Consider the following 19,669-nt stretch of genomic DNA (forward strand, 5'->3'; position numbering starts at 1 on the left):
ATTTTAATGGCAACATTATTGCAAAAATCGAAGGTTATGAAGGTTGCTGGCCTGTCACTTGTCGTGTTACTGGCAGCCTGCTCCAGCGATCAGCGCTATAAACGTCAGGTCAGTGGTGATGAGGAATATCTCAATGCTGCGCCATTGAAAGTGTTGAATGTGCCACAAGGGCTGACATTACCAGAACAAAATGGTGAGTATGATATCCCTAAAGCCACATCAACAGGGGCAATAGGGAAAGCGTTAGACATTCGTCCGCCAGTACTGACAATTTCGCAATTAGCGGGTTCTCGTACAGAGGATAGCGCTCAAGCAAGTCGTTTGTTGCTAGAAAATACACCTGAAAATAGTGCACTTTGGTCACAAGTTACGATGATCTTAGAGCAAAGAGGTATTCCAGTTTCATCTAAAGATGATGGTTCTCGCTCAATTGAAACCGATTGGATCAAATGGGATCGTGCAGATGAAAACGTACCGATTGAGAGTCGCCATAAAGTAACAGTGCAACCAGAAAATGGTATGATGGCGTTAACGGTAACCAGCTTAGGCTTACGTCAAGGTGGTGAGACCATTACCGATGTTGTCGAAACTCAACGTTATAACAAACTGTTATTGAATGAATTAACCGATAACTTATATACGTTGCGTGATACTTCAAACAAAAATAGCATCCAAAATGCTTATGGTATCATTGATGTTCAAACAGGTAGTGATGATACTGGCTTACCTTTAGTTGTTGTTCGTGCGCCATTTGATGCAGTATGGGAACGCTTACCACACACCTTAGAAAGTGTTGGCATGAAAGTGGGTGACCGTACACGTTCAAGTGGTTCTGTGATGGTGACTTATAAAGGTTTAAGCAGTTCAGAATGGCAGGCGTTGGGCATTGATGACCCAACTGTGCCAGAAGCGGATTATAAAGTGCAGGTCGGTGATTTAAATAACCGTAGTACACTGCAATTTATCACCACCAAAGGTGTTCCTTTAACACAAAAACAAAATGATGAAATGGTTGCTGCACTGAAAGCGGCGTTTAGTAAAGCACCAGCCAAAAAGCAATAATTCAACATTTTTAGATGACGAATTAAACCGTAGCTTAAATACAAGCTGCGGTTTTTTTTATTTAAATTGGATGGGTTTGTATTGGGGTAAAGATATTAAGCTTCATACGCATAGGCTGGTGGTTATCAGCTCTGTATTTTGTTTATTTAATGCTTATCGTAACCTATATGCTTAGTTAATTATTAATTAGCATTCCATCAGTTTCAATTTTCCTTCTCTGGAAGGCTAATTTTATCTTTCATGTTTTCACTTAAAACAAATGGACAAAAAATCAGTATTTATGGTTAAGTAATCGTTTGCGTCCGCTCCGGAATTTTATTATCATGATTAGCAGTCAATTATAAAATATTGAATATCAGCTAGTTAGCGTTTTATATGGTGAATTTCAGTAACTGACTGAAACAGAGCAGAAAATTAACAATGAATAGGCCATTTGAATGGTTTTTGTTCTTCTGTTACTTATCTGAATCTGCTGTGCAGGTTGATTTTTGTTTAGTTTAATCACATCCCTGGAGTGTGTAAGATGCAAAAGAAAGCTGAGTTGTATCGTGGTAAGGCAAAAACAGTCTATACCACAGAGGATCCTGATCTACTGGTTCTGGAGTTCCGTAATGATACATCAGCACTCGATGGTGAGCGTATCGAGCAGTTTGACCGTAAAGGTATGGTAAATAACAAGTTTAACCATTTCATTATGAGCAAATTAGAAGCAGCCGGTATTCCAACGCAAATGGAAGCATTATTGTCTGACACAGAAGCTCTAGTGAAAAAGTTAGATATGGTGCCGGTTGAGTGTGTGATCCGCAACCGTGCAGCGGGTTCACTGGTAAAACGCTTAGGTGTTGAAGAAGGCATGGTGTTAAACCCGCCTTTATTTGACTTATTCTTAAAGGACGATGCCAAGCACGACCCGATGGTGAATGAATCGTACTGTGAGACTTTTGGTTGGGTGAGTAAAGAAAATTTGGCTAAAATGCGTGAGCTAAGCTACAAAGCCAATGAAGTGCTCAGTAAAATTTTTGCAGATGCAGGGTTAATTTTAGTCGATTTTAAACTGGAGTTCGGCTTGTATAAAGGCCAGGTTGTCTTAGGTGATGAGTTTTCCCCAGACGGTAGCCGTTTATGGGACAAAGAAACACTGAATAAAATGGATAAAGACCGTTTTCGTCAGAGCCTTGGTGGTTTAATTGAAGCTTACGAAGAGGTCGCCCGCCGTATTGGCGTGCAGTTAGATTAATTAATTTCCTATAATTTGAATGAGATTTTAGCCTGCATTGCAGGCTATTTTTTTAGTTATTAATCGGGCGTGACTGTTGGTTAATAAAATGTGTGATCCATGATGAAAGAGTGGTATCAGTAGTATTTATTTGTAGTTGCTGACTAAGTGATATCAATGTCGGTGCGGGAAGTGGGCTTTCAACTTGTAACTCTGGATGACCTAATACTTCCAGTGGTTGACCATCAGCGATTAGATTACCATTTGATAGATGTATTACACGTTGAAAATGGCGGGCGACAAAATCAAGATCGTGGCTAATAGAAACGACGCTTACCCCTTTTTCGCGTTGCAAGGTTAGCCAATGTTCAAATTTGCGCAGCCAAAAAGCGTCGAAGTCACGGCTTGGCTCATCAAGTAGCAATAGTTTAGGTGAAACAGCCTCTAAGCAGGCAACAGCAACCATCCTGCGTTGGCCTGCATGTAAATCTAAAGGGTGTTTATCCGCCACATCGGATAAGTGGCAAATTTCAAGTGCTTGCTGTACTCGCGCTTGAATATCACGTTTATGATGTTTTTGGCGTTTTAAACCAAAAGCAATTTCATCACGTACACAACTATGAAAAATTTGTTTCTCAGCTTCTTGGAATAAGATCCCAATATGGTTAGCTCTTTGTGGGGAGGAAAGAAGATTAAGCGGGAGGCGATCAAGCCGAATATCACCTTGTGTTGGGCGCAATAACCCCGCTAAAAGGCGCAATAGCGTTGATTTACCTGCACCATTATCCCCAACTACAGCGACCCATTCACCAGGGCGAATAGATAGAGATAAAGATTGTATGTTATCAATAGTTGAACTTGGCCAACGATAACTCAGGTTTTCAAGCTGTAACATATCGCTCCTTAAACATCTGTAGCAATTGTGCTTCATCGTGGGGAATATTTCCTTGCCAATACCCTAATTTGAGCAGTTCACCTACCGCACGCCAAGCATCTGGCATATTGATTGTTTCAATGGCATCAAGAAAAACATCATTTAAACCACCTGTTGCGACCATTTTCCCAGCCTCTAAAAAGGTTTTACCCGTACTCAGCAAAAGGAATGAGTCACAGAAACTGGTGGCTGGTAATAAGTTGCGCTCAAAAAAAATAATGCTACAGCTTGTTTGTTCTGTATAGCGTTGTAATTGCGTTAAGATGCGTTGTGTTGCACTCGGTGTGAGCCGACTAAAGGCTTCATCAAGTAACAGGAGTTTGGGTTGCATCGCTAATGCGCTTGCTAACACCACTCGTTGCGCTTCACCGCCTGACAAGGTTGCAGGATGGCGCGTTCGCAGTGCCCCACAAAACGTCAGTTCAATGGCAAGCTCAACTCGCTCACTAATTTCGTCGGGTGTTAAACCGAGGTTCTCAGGCCCGAACGCAATTTCCTGTTCAACGGTAAACGCGCAGCCTGAAAGTTGTAATTGGGGGGATTGCTGAACTAGTTGGCGTGATATAGACACCTGAACCACGGAGTTGTCAGCTAAGGGCGCTCGTAATATCTCTGCGGTTCCTTCGATTTTCCCCTGAATGAGGTCATTGTGCCAACCGGCGAGTATTTGCGCTAATGTGCTTTTTCCGCTGCCGTTACCGCCAAATATGCATAGCCATTGGCCTGCGTTTAGCTGAAGATCAATCGGCCCTAATAGGGACTGCTCCGCACCTTGTGGAATGAAGCGCATTTGTTGTAGATTTACCACCACAGAGAGAGACCACCTTCAATGAAAATTAACAGAACTAACCCATATCTAAGTACTGCTTGGAGTGAGCTATCTCTAGGCGGGTTTAATGTGGTGCGTTTGGCACAATAACGAAAACCACGCATATCTAACGCGGCTCCACGAATGCTTAGTTCACTTAAGGTATTACTGGCAAGTGGAAATAATAGGGCAGGTAACGATATAACACGTTGCCAAAAGCGCCCATCAAGAGGAACGCCTCTCGCTAATTGTGCTTCACGGATAGTGTTCAATTGCTGGCGAAATTGTTCTGCAAGTAATAACGGGCCCGCGAGTAGGTATGCAAAACTTGCAGGTAAACGGCTTGCAAACAAAGCACGAATGAAACGTTCAGTCGGTACATACTGCAGCCAAAGTTGAGAAGCGCTAATAATCGTTAATAACTTAAACCACAATGCCAACGCAAATTCAGGGCGGCTATTTTTTAATGTGGCTCCGGTTAATAGCTGAGCTAGCCAGCCACCATGAATTAACCAAAGCCCTGCCGCCATGGGAAGCATAATCCACGCAACTATTTTCCATCGGTGGCGTGCGGGCCGCCAAAATAATAAAACACCAAATGTGCTGCAACCTAGCAGAATTAATGGCCAGCTCAATGGTAAGAAAAGCGAGCTTACACTGAGCCAAAACCAAATTGTCAGCGAGGTAAATGGATGCATTTAACGGACCTTAGCCATATTTGGATAATTACGTTGGACACGTTCTGGTAATTGTCGAACCAATAACCAAGCAATAATGGCTGATGCGACTTTATCTGCAATATTGGCGCCTAATACTGTAATTGCCACCGATTCTAATAAGTTATCGCCAACAGCATGAAAATACGCGACAAAAAAGTCAGCGCCGCTACCGGTTGTTCCTGCAAACAAGTAAGTGCGAATGGGAACAGCAACGATCATCAACGCAAAAGTAATGACAACACCGGATAAAATCACTCTTGGTAAGGTGCGAAAACCACCTGCGCGAGCTAATAACCCAGCACTCAGGCCAATCATCATCGCGACAGGGGCGAAAGCCGCTGCAATTGGGCCGCTGAGTAAACCCCATAATAGATTTGTTAATAATCCACTCAATAGTGCAACCCAAGGGCCTGCTAATAATGCACAAATTAATGTTCCTATAGAATCTAGGAATATCGGCAGTTTTAACATTGAGCTTAATTGGCCAATAACCATATTAATAGCAATAGAAAAAACAATTAAAGTCAGTGTACGACTAGAAATAATCGACGTTTTACTCATGACAAAGTCATTCCTTACAGAAATGGAATAATAAAATTAGCGAGAAGTGATGATAAGCTCTTCATAACCAGACAAAGGGCAAGGTTCACGAGTGAAATTAACTTTTTCAAGTTCCCCAATAATCAGCTCTAATGTTGTTCTAACAGTACAACCCGGCATCATATGGCCACCGAGAACTTTCCCTTCTTCATCAGAGACAGACAAATGCAGGTGTTCGCCGTTAGCATCTAAAGTGCCAATTAATGAAACAATTTCGAATTTGCCTGTTGTGTGAAACGTGTTCTCTTGTCCTGCAAAACGCAGTGCGACATGAGTTAAGCTGCCGACGCTACTGGCAATAAATGCAGCTTGTAGGCTGTGTTGCTCAATTTTTCGTTTTAATGCTAAAAGCGCATCTTCTCCAGGCACTAAGCGGATAGCAATAAAACGAGCGTTTGAAAAGGGGGATAAAGATTGGTTCATATTGTTAATCCTAATCATTGTGCTTGCGCAGAGCGTCGCACAACCATGTAAATCATTAAAATTATAAATAATGCTAAGTTATGATTTTTCTGTATTAATTATTGGTGATTATTATACGTAATTGAGATGGATTGTCTGGTTGTAAAGGTATTTAGGACTATCTTCAGCAAAAGGCACCACAAGTTGGTTTTTATGATGATAAATATAAAAAAAATGCAGAAATAAAAAAATAAACAGTGATGAATATTCCGAATATTTAGCTTAAGTTTTGGTGGCGATGGAAGTTATCTGTATTGCCATGCTAATTTTATGTACAATTCGGCTTGTCACCGTGAAATATGCTAAGAAGACCTCTTTTGAAAAGTATTAAATAGATAATAAAGAACAGCTAAAATGTCGCACTTGAGTTAATAAATTGTGCGGAAATAGTAAGGCTTTTTATTAATGAAAATATCGTTACCGTAAAAATAAAAAGAGTTGGCGTTAATATTTGCTTCTTTGATGATGAGCCAATAACATGTTTTTAAATCAGTCTATTTGCTGCTAATAAATTATAATTATGCGTTTTACAGGGATAAATCTATGAGTCATGTTGATCCAACATTAATCATTTTACTGGTATTAGCCGGGTTAGGTATCATTAGTCATAATATGACAGTCACTCTTGCGATGTTATTTTTATTGGTGGTCAGAATAACACCATTGAATAATTATTTTCCATGGGTTGAAAAATATGGCTTAACCATTGGGATACTTATCTTAACTATCGGTGTTATGGCGCCAATTGCGAGCGGTAAAATAACGGCAAATGAAGTATTGAGCTCATTTTTGAATTGGAAATCGATTCTTGCAATTGTCATCGGGATCGCCGTTTCTTGGTTAGGTAGCCGAGGTGTCACATTAATGTCCCATCAACCTTCTACTGTTGCAGGCTTACTTGTTGGAACTGTTATTGGTGTTGCTTTATTCCGTGGTGTTCCTGTAGGGCCTTTAATTGCTGCCGGGATCTTGTCACTATTAATTGGTAAATCATAGTATTACGATGGTGAAATTGCTTCCTGTTATTATCGAACAGCTACATATGGTTGGCATGCGTCGTCTTATGGTTCTTTCTGGTGACAGTGCGTGGGTGGAACAGCAACTCAACGAATTTCAGACAGCCATTGATGGCGACTGGTTAACCATTTCAGCGAATTTGCCACAAGGGGTTTCCCCAGAGAATGCACATCTATTATTGGGGCGTGAATTTTTACATGGCATCTTTGATGCGCGTAAAGGTTTTCATAGTGAAGCCCTAGCCATGCTTGCTGGCACGTTAAAAGCAGGGAGCTTGTTAGTTTTATGTACTGCACCTCAAACTGAGTGGGCGACAAATGCTGATCTAGACAGCCTACGTTGGAATGAACAATTGGGGCTCATTCCAACACCGAATTTTGTTCACCATCTGCAACGGACTTTCCAAACATCTTCCGATATTTTATTTTATAAACAAGGAGATGAGCCTGATTTTTCATTACTAAATAACAAACCATTATGGCAAGCACCGACAGGCCAGCCAACAGAACAGCAGCAACAAATAATTAGCCAATTATTAAAAGCAAAACATGGCATTTGGGGCTTGATAGCCCCGAGAGGGCGCGGAAAATCTGCAATAGCTGGGATGTTAATAAAACAATTTATGGGAGAGTGTTGGTGTTGTGCTCCCGCCAAAGTGGCGACGGAAGTTTTAAGTCGGCATGCAGGACAAAAGATTAATTTTTGGTCCCCTGATAGCCTATTAGCGTACTGCCGCAGCAATGAAAAAATAACAGCAGATTGGCTAGTCATCGATGAAGCTTCTGCTATTCCTAATTATATATTACGTGAGCTGGTGGGGTATTTTCCTCGAGTTCTATTAACTACGACAGTCGATGGTTATGAAGGTACTGGGCGCGGTTTTACGTTAAAATTTTGTGCAAGTTTAGCTCATTTCACTTTACTGCAACTTGATAACCCAATGCGCTATGCGGCTAATGATCCCTTAGAATTGTGGGTCAATGAGGCTTTATTGCTGCAAGAACCCACCACTCAAACGGTTCTTGCTGGAAATACTGAATATAAAGCGTTAACTCAGGCATCATTAGCGGAAAATAATGAGCAATTAAAAGCGTTTTATGGCTTATTGATGAGTGCACATTATCGAACGTCACCATTAGATTTACGACGACTATTGGATGCCCAGCAACAACATTTTATGGTGGCAAAAGCCGAGTCTGATGATTGTACCTATTTAGGTGCATTATGGATGGTAGATGAAGGACAGTTAACCGAATCATTGAGCTGGCAAATATGGGCTGGGCTTCGTCGACCAAGAGGAAATTTAGTTGTCCAATCTTTAGCAGCTCATAGTTATTTCCCCATTGCGGCACAATGGCTATCTCGCCGAGTGATGCGTATTGCCGTTGATGCGAACTACCGTAGGCGCCAAATTGGTTTAACGCTTTTAGAAAAACAGAAAGCAATTGCTACAGAGCAAGGGTTAGATTTTTTATCTGTTAGTTTTGGATTAACACCAGACTTAGTCGCATTTTGGCAAAAAGCGGGCTTTCGGTTAATACGAATAGGTTCGCATAAAGAAGCCAGTAGTGGCTGTTTTACCGCGATGGCTATTTTACCTATTTCAAACCGTGCATACCAACTTTGTGAACAAAGCGAATCCCGATTAAAACGTGACCTATATTGGCGCAGTGATTTACAAGAGTTTGCGTTCGAAACGGATCCACAGCAGCAACTAGTGACAGATGATTGGATAGAACTGATCGGTTTTAGTGAGTTTAAGCGCCCAATTTCGGCGAGTACAAGTGCAATTATGCGTTTATTGAGGGAAGAAACAAACGGGCTTCCTCTCCTCAGACGGCATTTTGTATTATGTGAACCTATCTCCAAGATTTGCGCGGATGTCGGTATTACAGGGCAAAAGCAATGGTTAAAACGAGTAAGAGAAGAGGTTGGTATACAGGTAAAACAATACCAACCAGCACTTTTAGCTGAAATAAAGCAGAAAATTACTTCTTCTTGTCTTTAGGCCAATCGTCTTCATCATCCCAAAGATGGTTATTATCCTGATGCGGAGGGATTTCAGGCTTGTTATCTAAAAATTTTTTGGGGTCCAATTTCATCATTTCTTTGACTGAATTCCAGATAATACCTACCAATAAGAGTAAAATTATCCACCAGTAGTCGGCTAACCATTGCATATTCACCTTCCATTCGTCATTCTTTGAGCTGTCTGTGCGTTGATATCGCTCAGTTACCCTAGTACATACTAGTGTATGCCTCTATTGTGTTTTTTTGCATCTTTTCATCGAAACTAAATGATATAAAGAAAAATAAATATCTATCATTGAAACCTCAAAGATTCCTGAGAAAGAAAGCTATGGGAACAATAATCATTCCAATCGGCAAAAGCGACTTTTCATTAAGCGTGTTTACCATTAGAGTATACCATTGATATTATTATGAGTTACCACAGATTTTATGCGGCTTTTACCATTTGATTTATTTATTAGGGAGGGGGAGTAATTTTGAAAAAATTGTTCCTCATAGTTATTGGATGGTTAGCTGTTGCGCTGGCTTTTGCTGGCGTTATTCTTCCTGTTTTGCCGACTACGCCTTTCTTGTTATTAGCGGCATGGTGTTTTTCTCGTTCATCTCCACGCTTTCACCATTGGTTATTATATCGCTCTTGGTTTGGGGGATATATCCGTCACTGGCAAAAGCATAAAGGACTACCGAAAGGGGCAAAACCAAAAGCAATTGTATTGATAATACTCACTTTTTCACTATCAATCTGGGTTGTTAGCTATTTATGGTTAAAAATTGGTTTATTGGCACTGTTGTGTTGGCTGCTTATTTTTATGTATCGGCTTCCAGTTGTTGATGAACAAATTGCCACGAAAAAGAAAAAAGCCCCATAAATTATGTAGCGTAATCTATGAGGCGTGATAGAAGTTGCTCTGTTAGCTTAGAAATTATTCAGGAGCTTTAATATAGCGTTCGAATACATAATCTAAGTTACTGTTTAGCCAGTTTTTTCCGCAAATATCCTCTTGTAGGAGAACTTGTTTAATGACTTCTGGCGTTAAAAGCTGTTCAGCTTCATGGGATAAAGGCCAGTAGCTAATATGCCAAGGTTCATAGGCAACCCCTGCATTTTTTGCAGTGAAAGGGCGATAAAAATCAAATGTCGCCATGTTATCCGTCAGCCAGTGGTTCAGTTCAGCAAAATAGCCACCAGTTTCATATTCCCAAGGCTCTAACTGTAACGTTTGCCCTGAAGGAATACGTAATGGGTCATAAACATCTATTTCGGTTCCCCAATGGTGGCGGCTTGCACCGGGTAATGCAGACCAATGTAAAATAGCTTCACAAAGCTCGCCTTCAGAAAGCGTTGTAATATCTAAAGGTTGGCTTTGTGCATCAAGAACAGGGCGGAGACCGGTAAATTTTTCATTCCAAATTAACTGTTGACGTGAAAAATCACGAAATGCACTTGCCGATTGTAACTTGAACCCTGACTTTACAGCCACTTGTTGCATGGCTAAAAATGCTTTGGTGGCATTGAACTGTAGGCGATGAGAACCGCCAAGTGTCACTAAATGGTCAGTTGAGCGGCCTGTTAACATGGCAATAGTGATCATAATAACAATAACCCCATGACCCGTTCATAAATTAAGGCCAGCTGTTGCAAGTCTTTGACGCTAACGCATTCGTCAACTTTATGTATGGTGGCATTCAGTGGGCCGAGCTCAATAACTTGAGTCCCCATTTGGGCGATAAAACGGCCATCGGAGGTTCCACCGCTTGTGGATAACTCTGCATTAAGACCAGTTAATTCATGAATTGCTTGCAAAGTTGCAGTGACAAGTTCTTGTTTTTCAGTTAAAAATGGTTGCCCAGATAATGACCACTCTATTTTATATGTTAAGCCATGGCGTTCTAGCATGCTAGTGACCCTGTCACGTATTTGTGTGTCGGTCAATTCGGTGCTAAAACGAAAATTAAATTGAACAAATAACTCACCAGGGATCACATTACTTGCCCCAGTACCTGCATGGATATTAGCAATTTGCATGGTGGTGGCAGGGAAGAACTCATTGCCGTTATCCCAGATAGTTGAAGTGAGCTCTTGTAAAAAAGCGGTTGAACGGTGCACCGGGTTGTCCGCTAAATGGGGATAAGCAACGTGTCCTTGTGTACCCAAAATAGTTAAATTCGCTGTAATAGAGCCTCTTCGACCATTCTTTATGATGTCGCCTAATTGTGATTGGCTTGACGGCTCACCGACTAAACAGTAATCAACGCGTTCATTACGTGCCATCAATGTTTCGACCACTTTGACCGTGCCATCTAGCGCATCGGCTTCTTCATCTGATGTGATTAAAAAGGCCAAACGCCCTTGATGTTGAGGGTGCTTTTTGACAAAGCGCTCTGCGGCGACAACCATTGCTGCGACTGAGCCTTTCATATCAGCAGCACCGCGACCATACAAATGTTGATTGATAATTGTCGGGTTAAAAGGGGGTGTTTGCCAATTTTCACTATTGCCTGCTGGTACGACATCGGTATGGCCTGCAAATGCGAGGGTTGGGCCTTGAGTACCTCGATGTGCCCAAAAATTTAATGTGTTACCAAAATGCATTGGTTCAACGGTAAAACCGAGTTGGTTTAAACGCTCAGTCAGTATCGCTTGGCAACCTTGGTCATCAGGGCTGATAGAAGGGCGTGAGATCAGTTCTTTGGCAAGTTGAATAACTGGGCAATCCATCATAACCGCCTGATTATCGAATGAAGTTTTGGTAGTCATTTGCGCTAAACCCAACTAAGTAACGGTTGTCTGGAGAAACAAGTACGGGTCTTTTGACCATGGCGGGCTCTGCAATTAGCACTTTTTTCGCGCTATTTGAGTCAACCACTGCATTTTTTTCATCATCAGTCAGTTTACGCCAAGTTGTTCCTCGTTTATTTACTAACACTTCCCAATCAATATGTTCCATAAAGGTAGAAAGTAATTCATCGCTAATACCATCAGCACGATAATCATGAAACTGATAGTTAACTCCATTGTCTTCTAAGTAACGGCGTGCTTTTTTAATGGTGTCACAGTTTTTAATTCCGTACATGATATAAGGAGAGTTAGATGTATTGGGCATATGATTTTCCTCAAAAAACTAGCGATAATCCATACATAATGAGGCAAAAATCGCTTAGGATCTAGCCCAAATGTGAGAAATATATAATAAACTTATAATTAAATTATTCGTAATTTAGCTTTGTTAATTAATATAATTAGAAAAAATTATCTTGAACGCATATAAATTAAGCTAGCTTCAAGACGAGAGCGAACACGTAATTTTTTAAGAATATTTCTAATGTGAACTTTAACCGTTTCTTCAGAAATAAAAAGTAAATTAGATATTTCACGGTTTTTTAAACCCACAGCCATTTCATGTAAAATTTCAGATTCTCGCCGTGTCAGTGATGAGAGTGGGTCATTATAATTATGACGAGAAATAAGATGCTGATATATTTTTTCACTGAAAACTAATTGCCCTCTAGAGGCTTTCTTCATACTATAAAATAACATGTCAAGCTCACTGCTTTTTAATAAATACCCTTGTGCTCCTGCATCAATAGCGCCATATATATCTGTTTTAATTGTTGAAGCAGATAACACTAATAAGTAGCTATTATTGCAGTGCTTACGAAGTAATCGTATCGTTTCAAATGTTTTAATACCTTGAATATTGGTATCTATAATAATTAGATTAGGCTGTAGCTGCCTTGCAATGCTTAAGGCCTCGTAACAACAAGAGGACTCTGCTGTGACAATAAAGTGCGTATCGGTATTTATGAGCTGGCGCAATCCCAAGCGTATAAGAGGGTGCTCATCAACAATCATTACGGTATATTTAGACATAGAGGGTTCCTTTTTCATGTCTTAAAATTCAAGGTCTAGTTTGATACTTTCCATAAAATAGACAGTTTAATTTTGATATATTTATTATATTTAATTGGAGTATTAATAATTGTAAAATCAGTATGGGGAATTCTTAATGTTACTTCTTTGCTTAATATATTATATCCCTCGCTAATAATAATAAGATACTTGTTGATAATACATTAAAATTAGAAAATTCATATCTAATATTTAAATCAATATTAAACGGAGAAGGTATTTAAGATAGGGTTCATAATGTGATTAATTTTTTATATATATTAACCTCATAAAACTAATAATAAATTATTTTTAGTTAATATCTTAAAAATTAGAGAGGTGTTTCGATATAGTAAAATATAATCAATGTGATTACGTTTTACTCTAGCGGTGACCTAACTCTATTGTAACTGAAAGATTTTTCTGGAAATTGCCAGTATGATCATGATTTGCTAGAGAGATGTGTTTATACTGTTATCGCTCTTACCTTACTTATTTTGAAAGGACTTGACGATGGATGACAAATTAAAACAAAGTGCTCTTGATTTTCATGAGTTTCCACATCCTGGGAAAATTACGGTTACCCCAACTAAACCACTAACAACCCAGAGAGATCTCGCATTAGCATACTCACCAGGTGTTGCAGTGCCATGTCTTGAAATTGCAGATGACCCACTTAAAGCTTATCGTTACACCGCTAAAGGTAACCTTGTCGGGGTCGTGTCTAATGGTACGGCTGTCCTTGGGTTAGGTAATATCGGTGCTTTAGCTGGTAAACCTGTCATGGAAGGAAAAGGTGTACTATTTAAAAAGTTTTCTGGTGTTGATGTCTTTGATATTGAAGTTGATGAAACAGACCCAGACAAGTTAGTTGATATCATTGCGTCTCTTGAGCCGACTTTTGGCGGTATTAATTTAGAAGATATCAAAGCACCAGAATGCTTTTATATTGAACAAAAACTTCGTGAGCGGATGAAAATCCCTGTATTCCATGATGACCAACACGGTACCGCAATCATCTGTACTGCCGCTGTTATCAATGGCTTACGTATTGTTAAAAAAGATATTGGTGATGTGCGTCTGGTGGTTTCTGGCGCAGGGGCGGCATCAATCGCTTGTATGAATTTATTAGTCGCGTTGGGGTTGAAACGCGAACATATCACCGTTTGTGATTCAAAAGGAGTGATTTACAAAGGCCGTGACGAACGCATGGATGTCACCAAAGCCGCGTATGCAATTGAAGATAACGGCCAACGTACTTTGGCTGATGCGATTCCTAATGCAGATATTTTCTTAGGCTGTTCAGGTCCACGTCTTTTAACGCCAGAAATGGTGAAAACCATGGCAAAAGATCCTCTAATCTTAGCATTGGCTAATCCTGAACCCGAAATTTTACCACCTTTGGCAAAAGAAGTTCGCCCTGATGCCATCATCTGTACTGGTCGTTCTGATTACCCAAATCAGGTTAATAACGTATTATGTTTCCCATTCATTTTCCGTGGTGCGCTAGATGTTGGCGCAACAACGATTAATGAAGAAATGAAACTGGCTTGTGTATATGCCATTGCAGACCTTGCATTGGCTGAGCAAAGCGAAGAAGTGGCTTCTGCGTATGGCAACCAAGATTTATTCTTTGGCCCTGAATATATTATTCCGAAACCATTTGACCCGCGTTTGATTGTGAAAATTGCGCCAGCAGTGGCAAAAGCAGCTATGGATTCAGGGGTAGCAACGCGTCCAATTGAAGACTTTGATGCCTATATCGAAAAATTAAATCAATTTGTTTATAAAACAAATTTATTCATGAAACCTATTTTCTCTCAAGCTAAGACGGCGAAAAAACGCATTGTATTAGCAGAAGGGGAAGAAGAGCGTGTATTGCATGCGACTCAAGAACTAGTGTCTTTAGGTTTAGCTTTCCCAATTTTAGTTGGGCGCCCAAGTGTGATTGAAATGCGTATTCAAAAACTCGGCCTACATATTGAGTTAGGTAAAGATTTTGAAGTGGTTAATAACGAAAACGACCCGCGTTATAAAGAATATTGGCAAGAATACTACCAAATCATGAAACGTCGTGGTATTTCCCAAGAAATGGCGCGCCGTGCGGTGATTAATAACCCAACCTTAATTGGTGGGATCATGGTGTTGCGTGGCGAAGCCGACGGGATGATTTGTGGTACGGTGGGCAGTTATGGCGAACACTATGAAGTTGTTAAAGATTTATTTGGTTTCCGCGAGGGTGTTCATGCAGCAGGTGCAATGAATGCATTGTTATTACCAACGGGTAATACGTTTATCGCAGACACTTATGTCAATGAAGACCCTTCACCGGAAGAGCTAACTGAAATCACGTTAATGGCAGCGGATACAGTAAGACGCTTTGGTATTGAGCCAAAAGTGGCTCTGTTATCGCGTTCTAGCTTTGGTTCTTCAGATTGCGCATCTGCACAAAAAATGCGTGATACGCTAACGATGATCAAAGCACGTGACCCACATTTGGAAATTGATGGTGAAATGCATGCGGATGCCGCATTAATTGAATCTATCCGTAAAGATGTGATGCCTGATAGCCCATTAAAAGGTTCAGCAAATTTATTAATTATGCCAAATATGGAAGCAGCACGTATTAGTTATAATTTACTGCGTGTCACAAGCTCTGATGGTGTGACTGTAGGGCCTGTGTTAATGGGGGTTGCGAAACCTGTGCATATATTAACACCAATTGCTTCGGTACGTCGTATCGTGAATATGGTGGCATTGGCAGTGGTTGAAGCACAAACAAATCCACTCTAAGGGTTAATATTAATTAATTTGTGTTAAAGGCTTCTATGGTTTCATAGGAGCCTTTTTGTTGAAAATGATTCTCATTATCTGTATCTTGTGAGCTTGACTACATAAGATGGAAAGCATAATGATTTCAATTAGATTGACCTCTCGAATAGCCACTTTAATGGTTGGGTTATTTTTTCTTATTGGTTGTACACAAAAAATTGAGCCAACAAACGTACAATTGGATAGCCAGCTAACAGCAAGCGACCAAATTATTGACTTAGCAACAGGTAAGTCTTTAACACCTCAGCAATTAGTTGAGCAGCTTGCTCAATCTCCACGTGTGATTGTTGGAGAAAAGCATGATAACCACTATCATCACCAAATTGAGCAATGGCTTGTACAAGAGATGCCAAAAATACGGCCTCAAGGTGCGGTTTTACTCGAAATGCTGACACCGTCACAGCAAAAAGGTGTGAGTCGGGTACAGGCACAGATGCAGAGTAATCCTTATATTCGTGACGAAAAGTTACAGTCCGCCATAAAATGGAACAGTGGTTGGCCTTGGGAACAGTATGGGGCTTTAATCCGTCATTTGCTAAGCTCACCTTATCCATTACTTTCTGCAAACCTAGATAAAGAAGAGGTGCTTTCCGCCTACGCTAACCCATCATCAATAATGGGGCAGTATTCGACTCAGCCTATTGTTCAAGAACTCATCAGTAAAACGATTGAAAGCTCTCATGGTGGGGAACTTACAGCGGAACAAGTGGTAAAAATGACCTTTATACAGCAGTTGCGTGACCGCCGTATGGCAGAGTCGTTATTAAATGCACCTACACCCGCGCTCTTATTTGCAGGTGGCTATCATGCAACAAGAGCTATTGGGGTACCTTTACATGTACAAGACCTCGCACCTGACGAATCAGTCAAAGTGTTAATTATTTCAGAGAGAGGGGAAGAAATAGACCATTTACATGCTGATTTTGTTTGGTATACACCTAAATGATGACTAAATAATAGCAACCTAATGATTTCAAAAAAGTTAATTTTGTGAAGTATTCTTTATTTTCATTAAGAAATGATTTCCATTTTCATTTGTTATTAATTATCATTTGCGTTTGTGTGAAGATACATAAGTACATAAGATAAAAATGAGTATAACAACATTTGAAAATGAGTATTTAAAGCGAACGACGAAGATGAGTGGGTGGTTCGCATTGGCAATTGCTCTTCATGTCGCTGTGGTTGGGGGCTATATATGGGTAACTTATAATCAACAATGGGAAGAGCTATTGCCTCCACCATCAGTGGTGATGGAAATTTCGATAGAGTCGCAAGCCGAACAATTGACAGAAGTTAACATTGGTCAATTACAAGAGTTAGCGGTGGCAAGTCAGGCACATGAGGCTCCATCAGAAGAGAAAATTATCCCACCATTAGCCATCAATGAGCAGGCAGAAGTGCAAGTGGCTAATACGGTGAGTACAAAGCGAAATGTTGAAGTAAAAAAACAAAAACATGAAAAGCAGGTGGTTGAACAAAAACAAGCGACTGATTCAAAAGCCAATGATGCCCCTGTCACCAGTGATGCAGCAGCGCCATTACAGACTCAGAAAATTGCCGCAGAATTTAATAGCCAATCACAATCGATAGAGAACGCGAAAAGGCTGTGGGAAGCACAAGTATTGGGGAAATTAAATAAATACAAGCGTTTCCCTGAAGATGCCGTAAGGCGAGGGCGAGTTGGTCAATCAGCAGTAACATTTACGGTTGACCCACAAGGTTTTTTACTTGATAGCGAGCTGGTGAGTTCATCTGGAACGCGATCGTTGGATAGAGAAGCCTTGCAGGTTTTATCAAGAGCGGCACCTTTACCTGAACCACCTACTGAAATTTTAATCAACGGGCGGGTAACAGTCAGGATCCCTATTGATTTTACTCTTAATGAAAAATAGATTGGATGAATTATGCGTAATAAACTTACTGAGTTTTGTCTTATTACATTACTTGGTTTATATGCAGCAACCAGTGCTGCGGAGGATAGAATGTCAGCACCAATAGCCAAAAAACAACCACATACAATGACTACTCACGGAGATGTCCGTGTTGATAACTATTATTGGTTAAGGGATGACCAACGTGAGTCTCCAGAAATTATCGAATACTTAACGCAAGAAAATGACTATACAAAGCAACAATTAGAGAAAGGTGAGTCGTTAAAAAAAGAGATTTACGATGAACTCTTTTCGCGTATGAAGCAGGACGATGAGTCAGTTCCCTATAATTATAATGGTTATACTTACCGCTCACGAGTGGTTGCGGGAAAAAATTATTCTATCTATGAAAGACGTCCGGTAAATAGTCAGGGTGAATGGGTTGTATTAGTTGACGGTAATGAACGTGCCGAAGGCACAGAATATTATCGTATGGGCGCGTTAGCTATTTCGCCAGATAATACCACGCTTGCCATTGCCGAAGATCGTCAAGGGCGTAATGAATTTGCAGTGTCATTTCGAAAAATTGATGAGAGCGAGTGGCAAGAGAATGTATTAACCAATACATCAGGGAATATTGTTTGGGCTAATGATAACCAAACGCTATTCTATGTGAATAAGGACAAGCAAACATTGCTTCCTTATCAAGTGGTTAGGCACCAATACGGTACACAGCAAACTCAAGACAAACTGGTGTATGAAGAAAAGGATGATACTTTTTACGTTAGTTTAGCGAAATCGACGTCAAAAGATTTTATTTTAATAGGTATCACGAGTACTGAAACTTCTGAATATCGGTTAATTGATGCAAATCAGCCACAAAATGATGCTAAAATCTTAAAACCACGTCAAGTTGGGGTTGAGTACTATCCTGATCATTTCAATGGTAAATTTTACATTCGCTCTAATCACCAGCACCCATTATTTGGTTTATATATTGCAGACAATATTTCAGCGCCGTGGGTAAGCTTTATTGCACCACGTGATGGGGTTGATCTTGAAGGTTTTGCGTTATTTAATAACTGGTTAGTGGTAGAAGAGCGCCAAAACGGCTTAATAAATATACGCCAAATCAGTTGGTTAACGCATAAAGAAAACCAAGTGAGCTTTGATGACCCAACTTACATGGCGTGGATTGGGAATAACCCTGAGCCTGATACGGACACATTACGCTACGGCTACTCATCAATGACCACACCGTCTTCAGTATATGAAATTAATATGCTGACTCAAGAAAAACAGCTTTTAAAACAAGAAGAAGTTAAAGATTTTAATAAGCAAAATTACCAAAGTGAGCGTATTTGGGTCACTGCACAAGATGGGGTAAAAGTCCCTGTTTCCTTAGTTTACCGTAAAGATCTTTTCAAACATGGTCAAAATCCATTGTTAGTCTATGGTTATGGCGCTTATGGATATGGCATAGACCCTTCTTTTAGTTCATCTCGTTTGTCTTTATTGGATCGCGGTTTTATTTACGCGATTGCACATATTCGTGGTGGTGGTGACTTAGGTAAAAATTGGTACATACAAGGCAAAACAATCCACAAAATGAATACATTTACTGACTTTATTGATGCAACCAAAGGGTTATTATCAGAAGGTTATGGTAAAGCAGGGCATGTGTATGCCATGGGGGGCAGTGCGGGTGGCTTATTAATGGGAGCGGTGGTGAATATGGCGCCTGACTTATACGAGGGTGTTGTTTCCGCTGTTCCATTTGTAGATGTGGTAACCACAATGTTAGACCCATCAATTCCTCTGACTACTGGGGAATACGACGAGTGGGGTAACCCTGAAAATGAAGAGGATTACTGGCGAATTAAAGCGTATAGCCCTTATGACAATATCAAAGCACAACATTACCCACATATTTTAGTGACGACAGGGTTACATGATTCCCAAGTTCAATACTGGGAACCTGCAAAATGGGTGGCTAAATTGCGAGATATTAAACAAGGTAATTCATTATTATTATTAGAAACGAATATGAATGCGGGCCATGGCGGTAAATCAGGGCGTTTTAATGCACTCGATGATATTGCCCAAGAATATAGCTTTATTCTTATGCTTGAAAATAAAGACAAATATTTTCCATATTTAAAATAATAATTAACCTATAAAATTTAGGTGATTTTAGGCCAGCAACAAGATTAATCACATTGTTG

The 19,669-nt window shown here is 40.2% G+C and carries 18 protein-coding genes and 1 pseudogene; 9 read left to right on the forward strand and 10 right to left on the reverse strand.

The window, feature by feature from the left end:
- The first annotated feature begins 6 nt into the window (after window positions 1–6).
- The gene (gene bamC, locus PR834_RS01230; RefSeq protein WP_094960486.1) at window positions 7–1,062 is read left to right on the forward strand and encodes an outer membrane protein assembly factor BamC; all 1,056 of its coding nucleotides are present in this window, start codon (window positions 7–9) and stop codon (window positions 1,060–1,062) included.
- 523 nt (window positions 1,063–1,585) lie between these two features.
- Entirely contained in the window at window positions 1,586–2,299 is a 714-nt protein-coding gene (purC, locus tag PR834_RS01235; RefSeq protein ID WP_004911363.1) for a phosphoribosylaminoimidazolesuccinocarboxamide synthase, read from the forward strand.
- Between the two features lie 52 nt (window positions 2,300–2,351).
- On the opposite strand, the pseudogene PR834_RS01240 reads toward purC, so the two are convergent.
- The 5 genes and pseudogenes from PR834_RS01240 to PR834_RS01260 all read right to left on the reverse strand — a co-directional run.
- A pseudogene (locus tag PR834_RS01240) lies at window positions 2,352–3,101 on the reverse strand (energy-coupling factor ABC transporter ATP-binding protein); the annotation flags it as partial.
- Window positions 3,102–3,159: 58 nt separating this feature from the next.
- Window positions 3,160–4,023 (reverse strand): energy-coupling factor ABC transporter ATP-binding protein, encoded by an 864-nt coding sequence (locus PR834_RS01245; protein WP_272536324.1) that lies wholly within the window; start codon window positions 4,021–4,023, stop codon window positions 3,160–3,162.
- Window positions 4,014–4,718, reverse strand: coding sequence for an energy-coupling factor transporter transmembrane component T (locus tag PR834_RS01250; RefSeq protein ID WP_094960489.1), 705 nt, complete (start codon window positions 4,716–4,718; stop codon window positions 4,014–4,016). The genes PR834_RS01245 and PR834_RS01250 overlap by 10 nt, the downstream gene beginning before the upstream one ends.
- A complete protein-coding gene (locus PR834_RS01255) occupies window positions 4,719–5,300 on the reverse strand; it encodes a membrane protein (protein ID WP_036957659.1) in 582 nt (193 codons plus the stop codon). It lies immediately after the preceding gene.
- A gap of 36 nt (window positions 5,301–5,336) precedes the next feature.
- The gene (locus tag PR834_RS01260; protein WP_036957661.1) at window positions 5,337–5,762 is read right to left on the reverse strand and encodes a PPC domain-containing DNA-binding protein; all 426 of its coding nucleotides are present in this window, start codon (window positions 5,760–5,762) and stop codon (window positions 5,337–5,339) included.
- Window positions 5,763–6,344: 582 nt separating this feature from the next.
- Here PR834_RS01260 and PR834_RS01265 point away from each other — a divergent pair.
- Entirely contained in the window at window positions 6,345–6,797 is a 453-nt protein-coding gene (locus PR834_RS01265) for a DUF441 domain-containing protein (protein ID WP_004253572.1), read from the forward strand.
- A 7-nt stretch (window positions 6,798–6,804) separates the two neighbouring features.
- Window positions 6,805–8,826, forward strand: coding sequence for a tRNA(Met) cytidine acetyltransferase TmcA (locus tag PR834_RS01270; RefSeq protein WP_272536325.1), 2,022 nt, complete (start codon window positions 6,805–6,807; stop codon window positions 8,824–8,826).
- Here the strand turns inward: PR834_RS01270 and PR834_RS01275 are convergent.
- Window positions 8,807–8,998 (reverse strand): YpfN family protein, encoded by a 192-nt coding sequence (locus tag PR834_RS01275; protein ID WP_004253577.1) that lies wholly within the window; start codon window positions 8,996–8,998, stop codon window positions 8,807–8,809. The two genes, PR834_RS01270 and PR834_RS01275, sit on opposite strands and share 20 nt — an antisense overlap.
- Window positions 8,999–9,325: 327 nt before the next feature.
- On the opposite strand from PR834_RS01275, the gene PR834_RS01280 reads away from it, so the two are divergent.
- Window positions 9,326–9,718: a DUF454 family protein gene (locus PR834_RS01280; RefSeq protein ID WP_094960491.1), complete on the forward strand. Its 393-nt coding sequence runs from the start codon at window positions 9,326–9,328 to the stop codon at window positions 9,716–9,718.
- Window positions 9,719–9,772: 54 nt separating this feature from the next.
- On the opposite strand, the gene PR834_RS01285 is transcribed toward PR834_RS01280, so the two are convergent.
- From PR834_RS01285 to PR834_RS01300, 4 genes are all read right to left on the reverse strand, one after another.
- A complete protein-coding gene (locus PR834_RS01285; RefSeq protein WP_172767111.1) occupies window positions 9,773–10,441 on the reverse strand; it encodes a M15 family metallopeptidase in 669 nt (222 codons plus the stop codon).
- On the reverse strand, window positions 10,438–11,568 hold the full coding sequence (gene dapE, locus PR834_RS01290) for a succinyl-diaminopimelate desuccinylase (RefSeq protein WP_272536341.1): 1,131 nt from the start codon (window positions 11,566–11,568) through the stop codon (window positions 10,438–10,440). Before dapE ends, PR834_RS01285 begins: the two co-directional genes overlap by 4 nt.
- Window positions 11,569–11,581: 13 nt before the next feature.
- Window positions 11,582–11,953 (reverse strand): ArsC family reductase, encoded by a 372-nt coding sequence (locus tag PR834_RS01295; protein WP_164565255.1) that lies wholly within the window; start codon window positions 11,951–11,953, stop codon window positions 11,582–11,584.
- A 146-nt stretch (window positions 11,954–12,099) separates the two neighbouring features.
- Entirely contained in the window at window positions 12,100–12,720 is a 621-nt protein-coding gene (locus tag PR834_RS01300) for a LuxR C-terminal-related transcriptional regulator (protein WP_036957668.1), read from the reverse strand.
- A gap of 531 nt (window positions 12,721–13,251) precedes the next feature.
- On the opposite strand from PR834_RS01300, the gene maeB reads away from it, so the two are divergent.
- The 4 genes from maeB to PR834_RS01320 all read left to right on the forward strand — a co-directional run bounded on the left by maeB (window position 13,252) and on the right by PR834_RS01320 (window position 19,610).
- Entirely contained in the window at window positions 13,252–15,531 is a 2,280-nt protein-coding gene (maeB, locus tag PR834_RS01305; RefSeq protein ID WP_004253593.1) for an NADP-dependent oxaloacetate-decarboxylating malate dehydrogenase, read from the forward strand.
- Between the two features lie 118 nt (window positions 15,532–15,649).
- A complete protein-coding gene (locus PR834_RS01310; protein ID WP_228677085.1) occupies window positions 15,650–16,516 on the forward strand; it encodes a ChaN family lipoprotein in 867 nt (288 codons plus the stop codon).
- A gap of 145 nt (window positions 16,517–16,661) precedes the next feature.
- Entirely contained in the window at window positions 16,662–17,465 is an 804-nt protein-coding gene (locus tag PR834_RS01315) for an energy transducer TonB family protein (RefSeq protein WP_112307942.1), read from the forward strand.
- A 12-nt stretch (window positions 17,466–17,477) separates the two neighbouring features.
- Entirely contained in the window at window positions 17,478–19,610 is a 2,133-nt protein-coding gene (locus PR834_RS01320) for a S9 family peptidase (RefSeq protein WP_262960333.1), read from the forward strand.
- Window positions 19,611–19,669: the final 59 nt, after the last annotated feature.

The organism is Providencia sp. PROV182 (genome assembly GCF_028480325.1).
In the GTDB taxonomy this organism is placed as follows: domain Bacteria; phylum Pseudomonadota; class Gammaproteobacteria; order Enterobacterales; family Enterobacteriaceae; genus Providencia; species Providencia hangzhouensis.

What these genes read in the sequence shown, in the direction of transcription:
- bamC (WP_094960486.1), top strand. Translation starts at nt 7, where the DNA reads ATGGCAACATTATTGCAAAAATCGAAGGTTATGAAGGTTGCTGGCCTG.
- purC (WP_004911363.1), top strand. Translation starts at nt 1,586, where the DNA reads ATGCAAAAGAAAGCTGAGTTGTATCGTGGTAAGGCAAAAACAGTCTAT.
- PR834_RS01250 (WP_094960489.1), bottom strand. Translation starts at nt 4,718, where the DNA reads ATGCATCCATTTACCTCGCTGACAATTTGGTTTTGGCTCAGTGTAAGC.
- PR834_RS01255 (WP_036957659.1), bottom strand. Translation starts at nt 5,300, where the DNA reads ATGAGTAAAACGTCGATTATTTCTAGTCGTACACTGACTTTAATTGTT.
- PR834_RS01260 (WP_036957661.1), bottom strand. Translation starts at nt 5,762, where the DNA reads ATGAACCAATCTTTATCCCCCTTTTCAAACGCTCGTTTTATTGCTATC.
- PR834_RS01265 (WP_004253572.1), top strand. Translation starts at nt 6,345, where the DNA reads ATGAGTCATGTTGATCCAACATTAATCATTTTACTGGTATTAGCCGGG.
- PR834_RS01270 (WP_272536325.1), top strand. Translation starts at nt 6,805, where the DNA reads ATGGTGAAATTGCTTCCTGTTATTATCGAACAGCTACATATGGTTGGC.
- PR834_RS01275 (WP_004253577.1), bottom strand. Translation starts at nt 8,998, where the DNA reads ATGCAATGGTTAGCCGACTACTGGTGGATAATTTTACTCTTATTGGTA.
- PR834_RS01285 (WP_172767111.1), bottom strand. Translation starts at nt 10,441, where the DNA reads ATGATCACTATTGCCATGTTAACAGGCCGCTCAACTGACCATTTAGTG.
- dapE (WP_272536341.1), bottom strand. Translation starts at nt 11,568, where the DNA reads ATGGATTGCCCAGTTATTCAACTTGCCAAAGAACTGATCTCACGCCCT.
- PR834_RS01295 (WP_164565255.1), bottom strand. Translation starts at nt 11,953, where the DNA reads ATGCCCAATACATCTAACTCTCCTTATATCATGTACGGAATTAAAAAC.
- PR834_RS01300 (WP_036957668.1), bottom strand. Translation starts at nt 12,720, where the DNA reads ATGTCTAAATATACCGTAATGATTGTTGATGAGCACCCTCTTATACGC.
- maeB (WP_004253593.1), top strand. Translation starts at nt 13,252, where the DNA reads ATGGATGACAAATTAAAACAAAGTGCTCTTGATTTTCATGAGTTTCCA.
- PR834_RS01310 (WP_228677085.1), top strand. Translation starts at nt 15,650, where the DNA reads ATGATTTCAATTAGATTGACCTCTCGAATAGCCACTTTAATGGTTGGG.
- PR834_RS01315 (WP_112307942.1), top strand. Translation starts at nt 16,662, where the DNA reads ATGAGTATAACAACATTTGAAAATGAGTATTTAAAGCGAACGACGAAG.
- PR834_RS01320 (WP_262960333.1), top strand. Translation starts at nt 17,478, where the DNA reads ATGCGTAATAAACTTACTGAGTTTTGTCTTATTACATTACTTGGTTTA.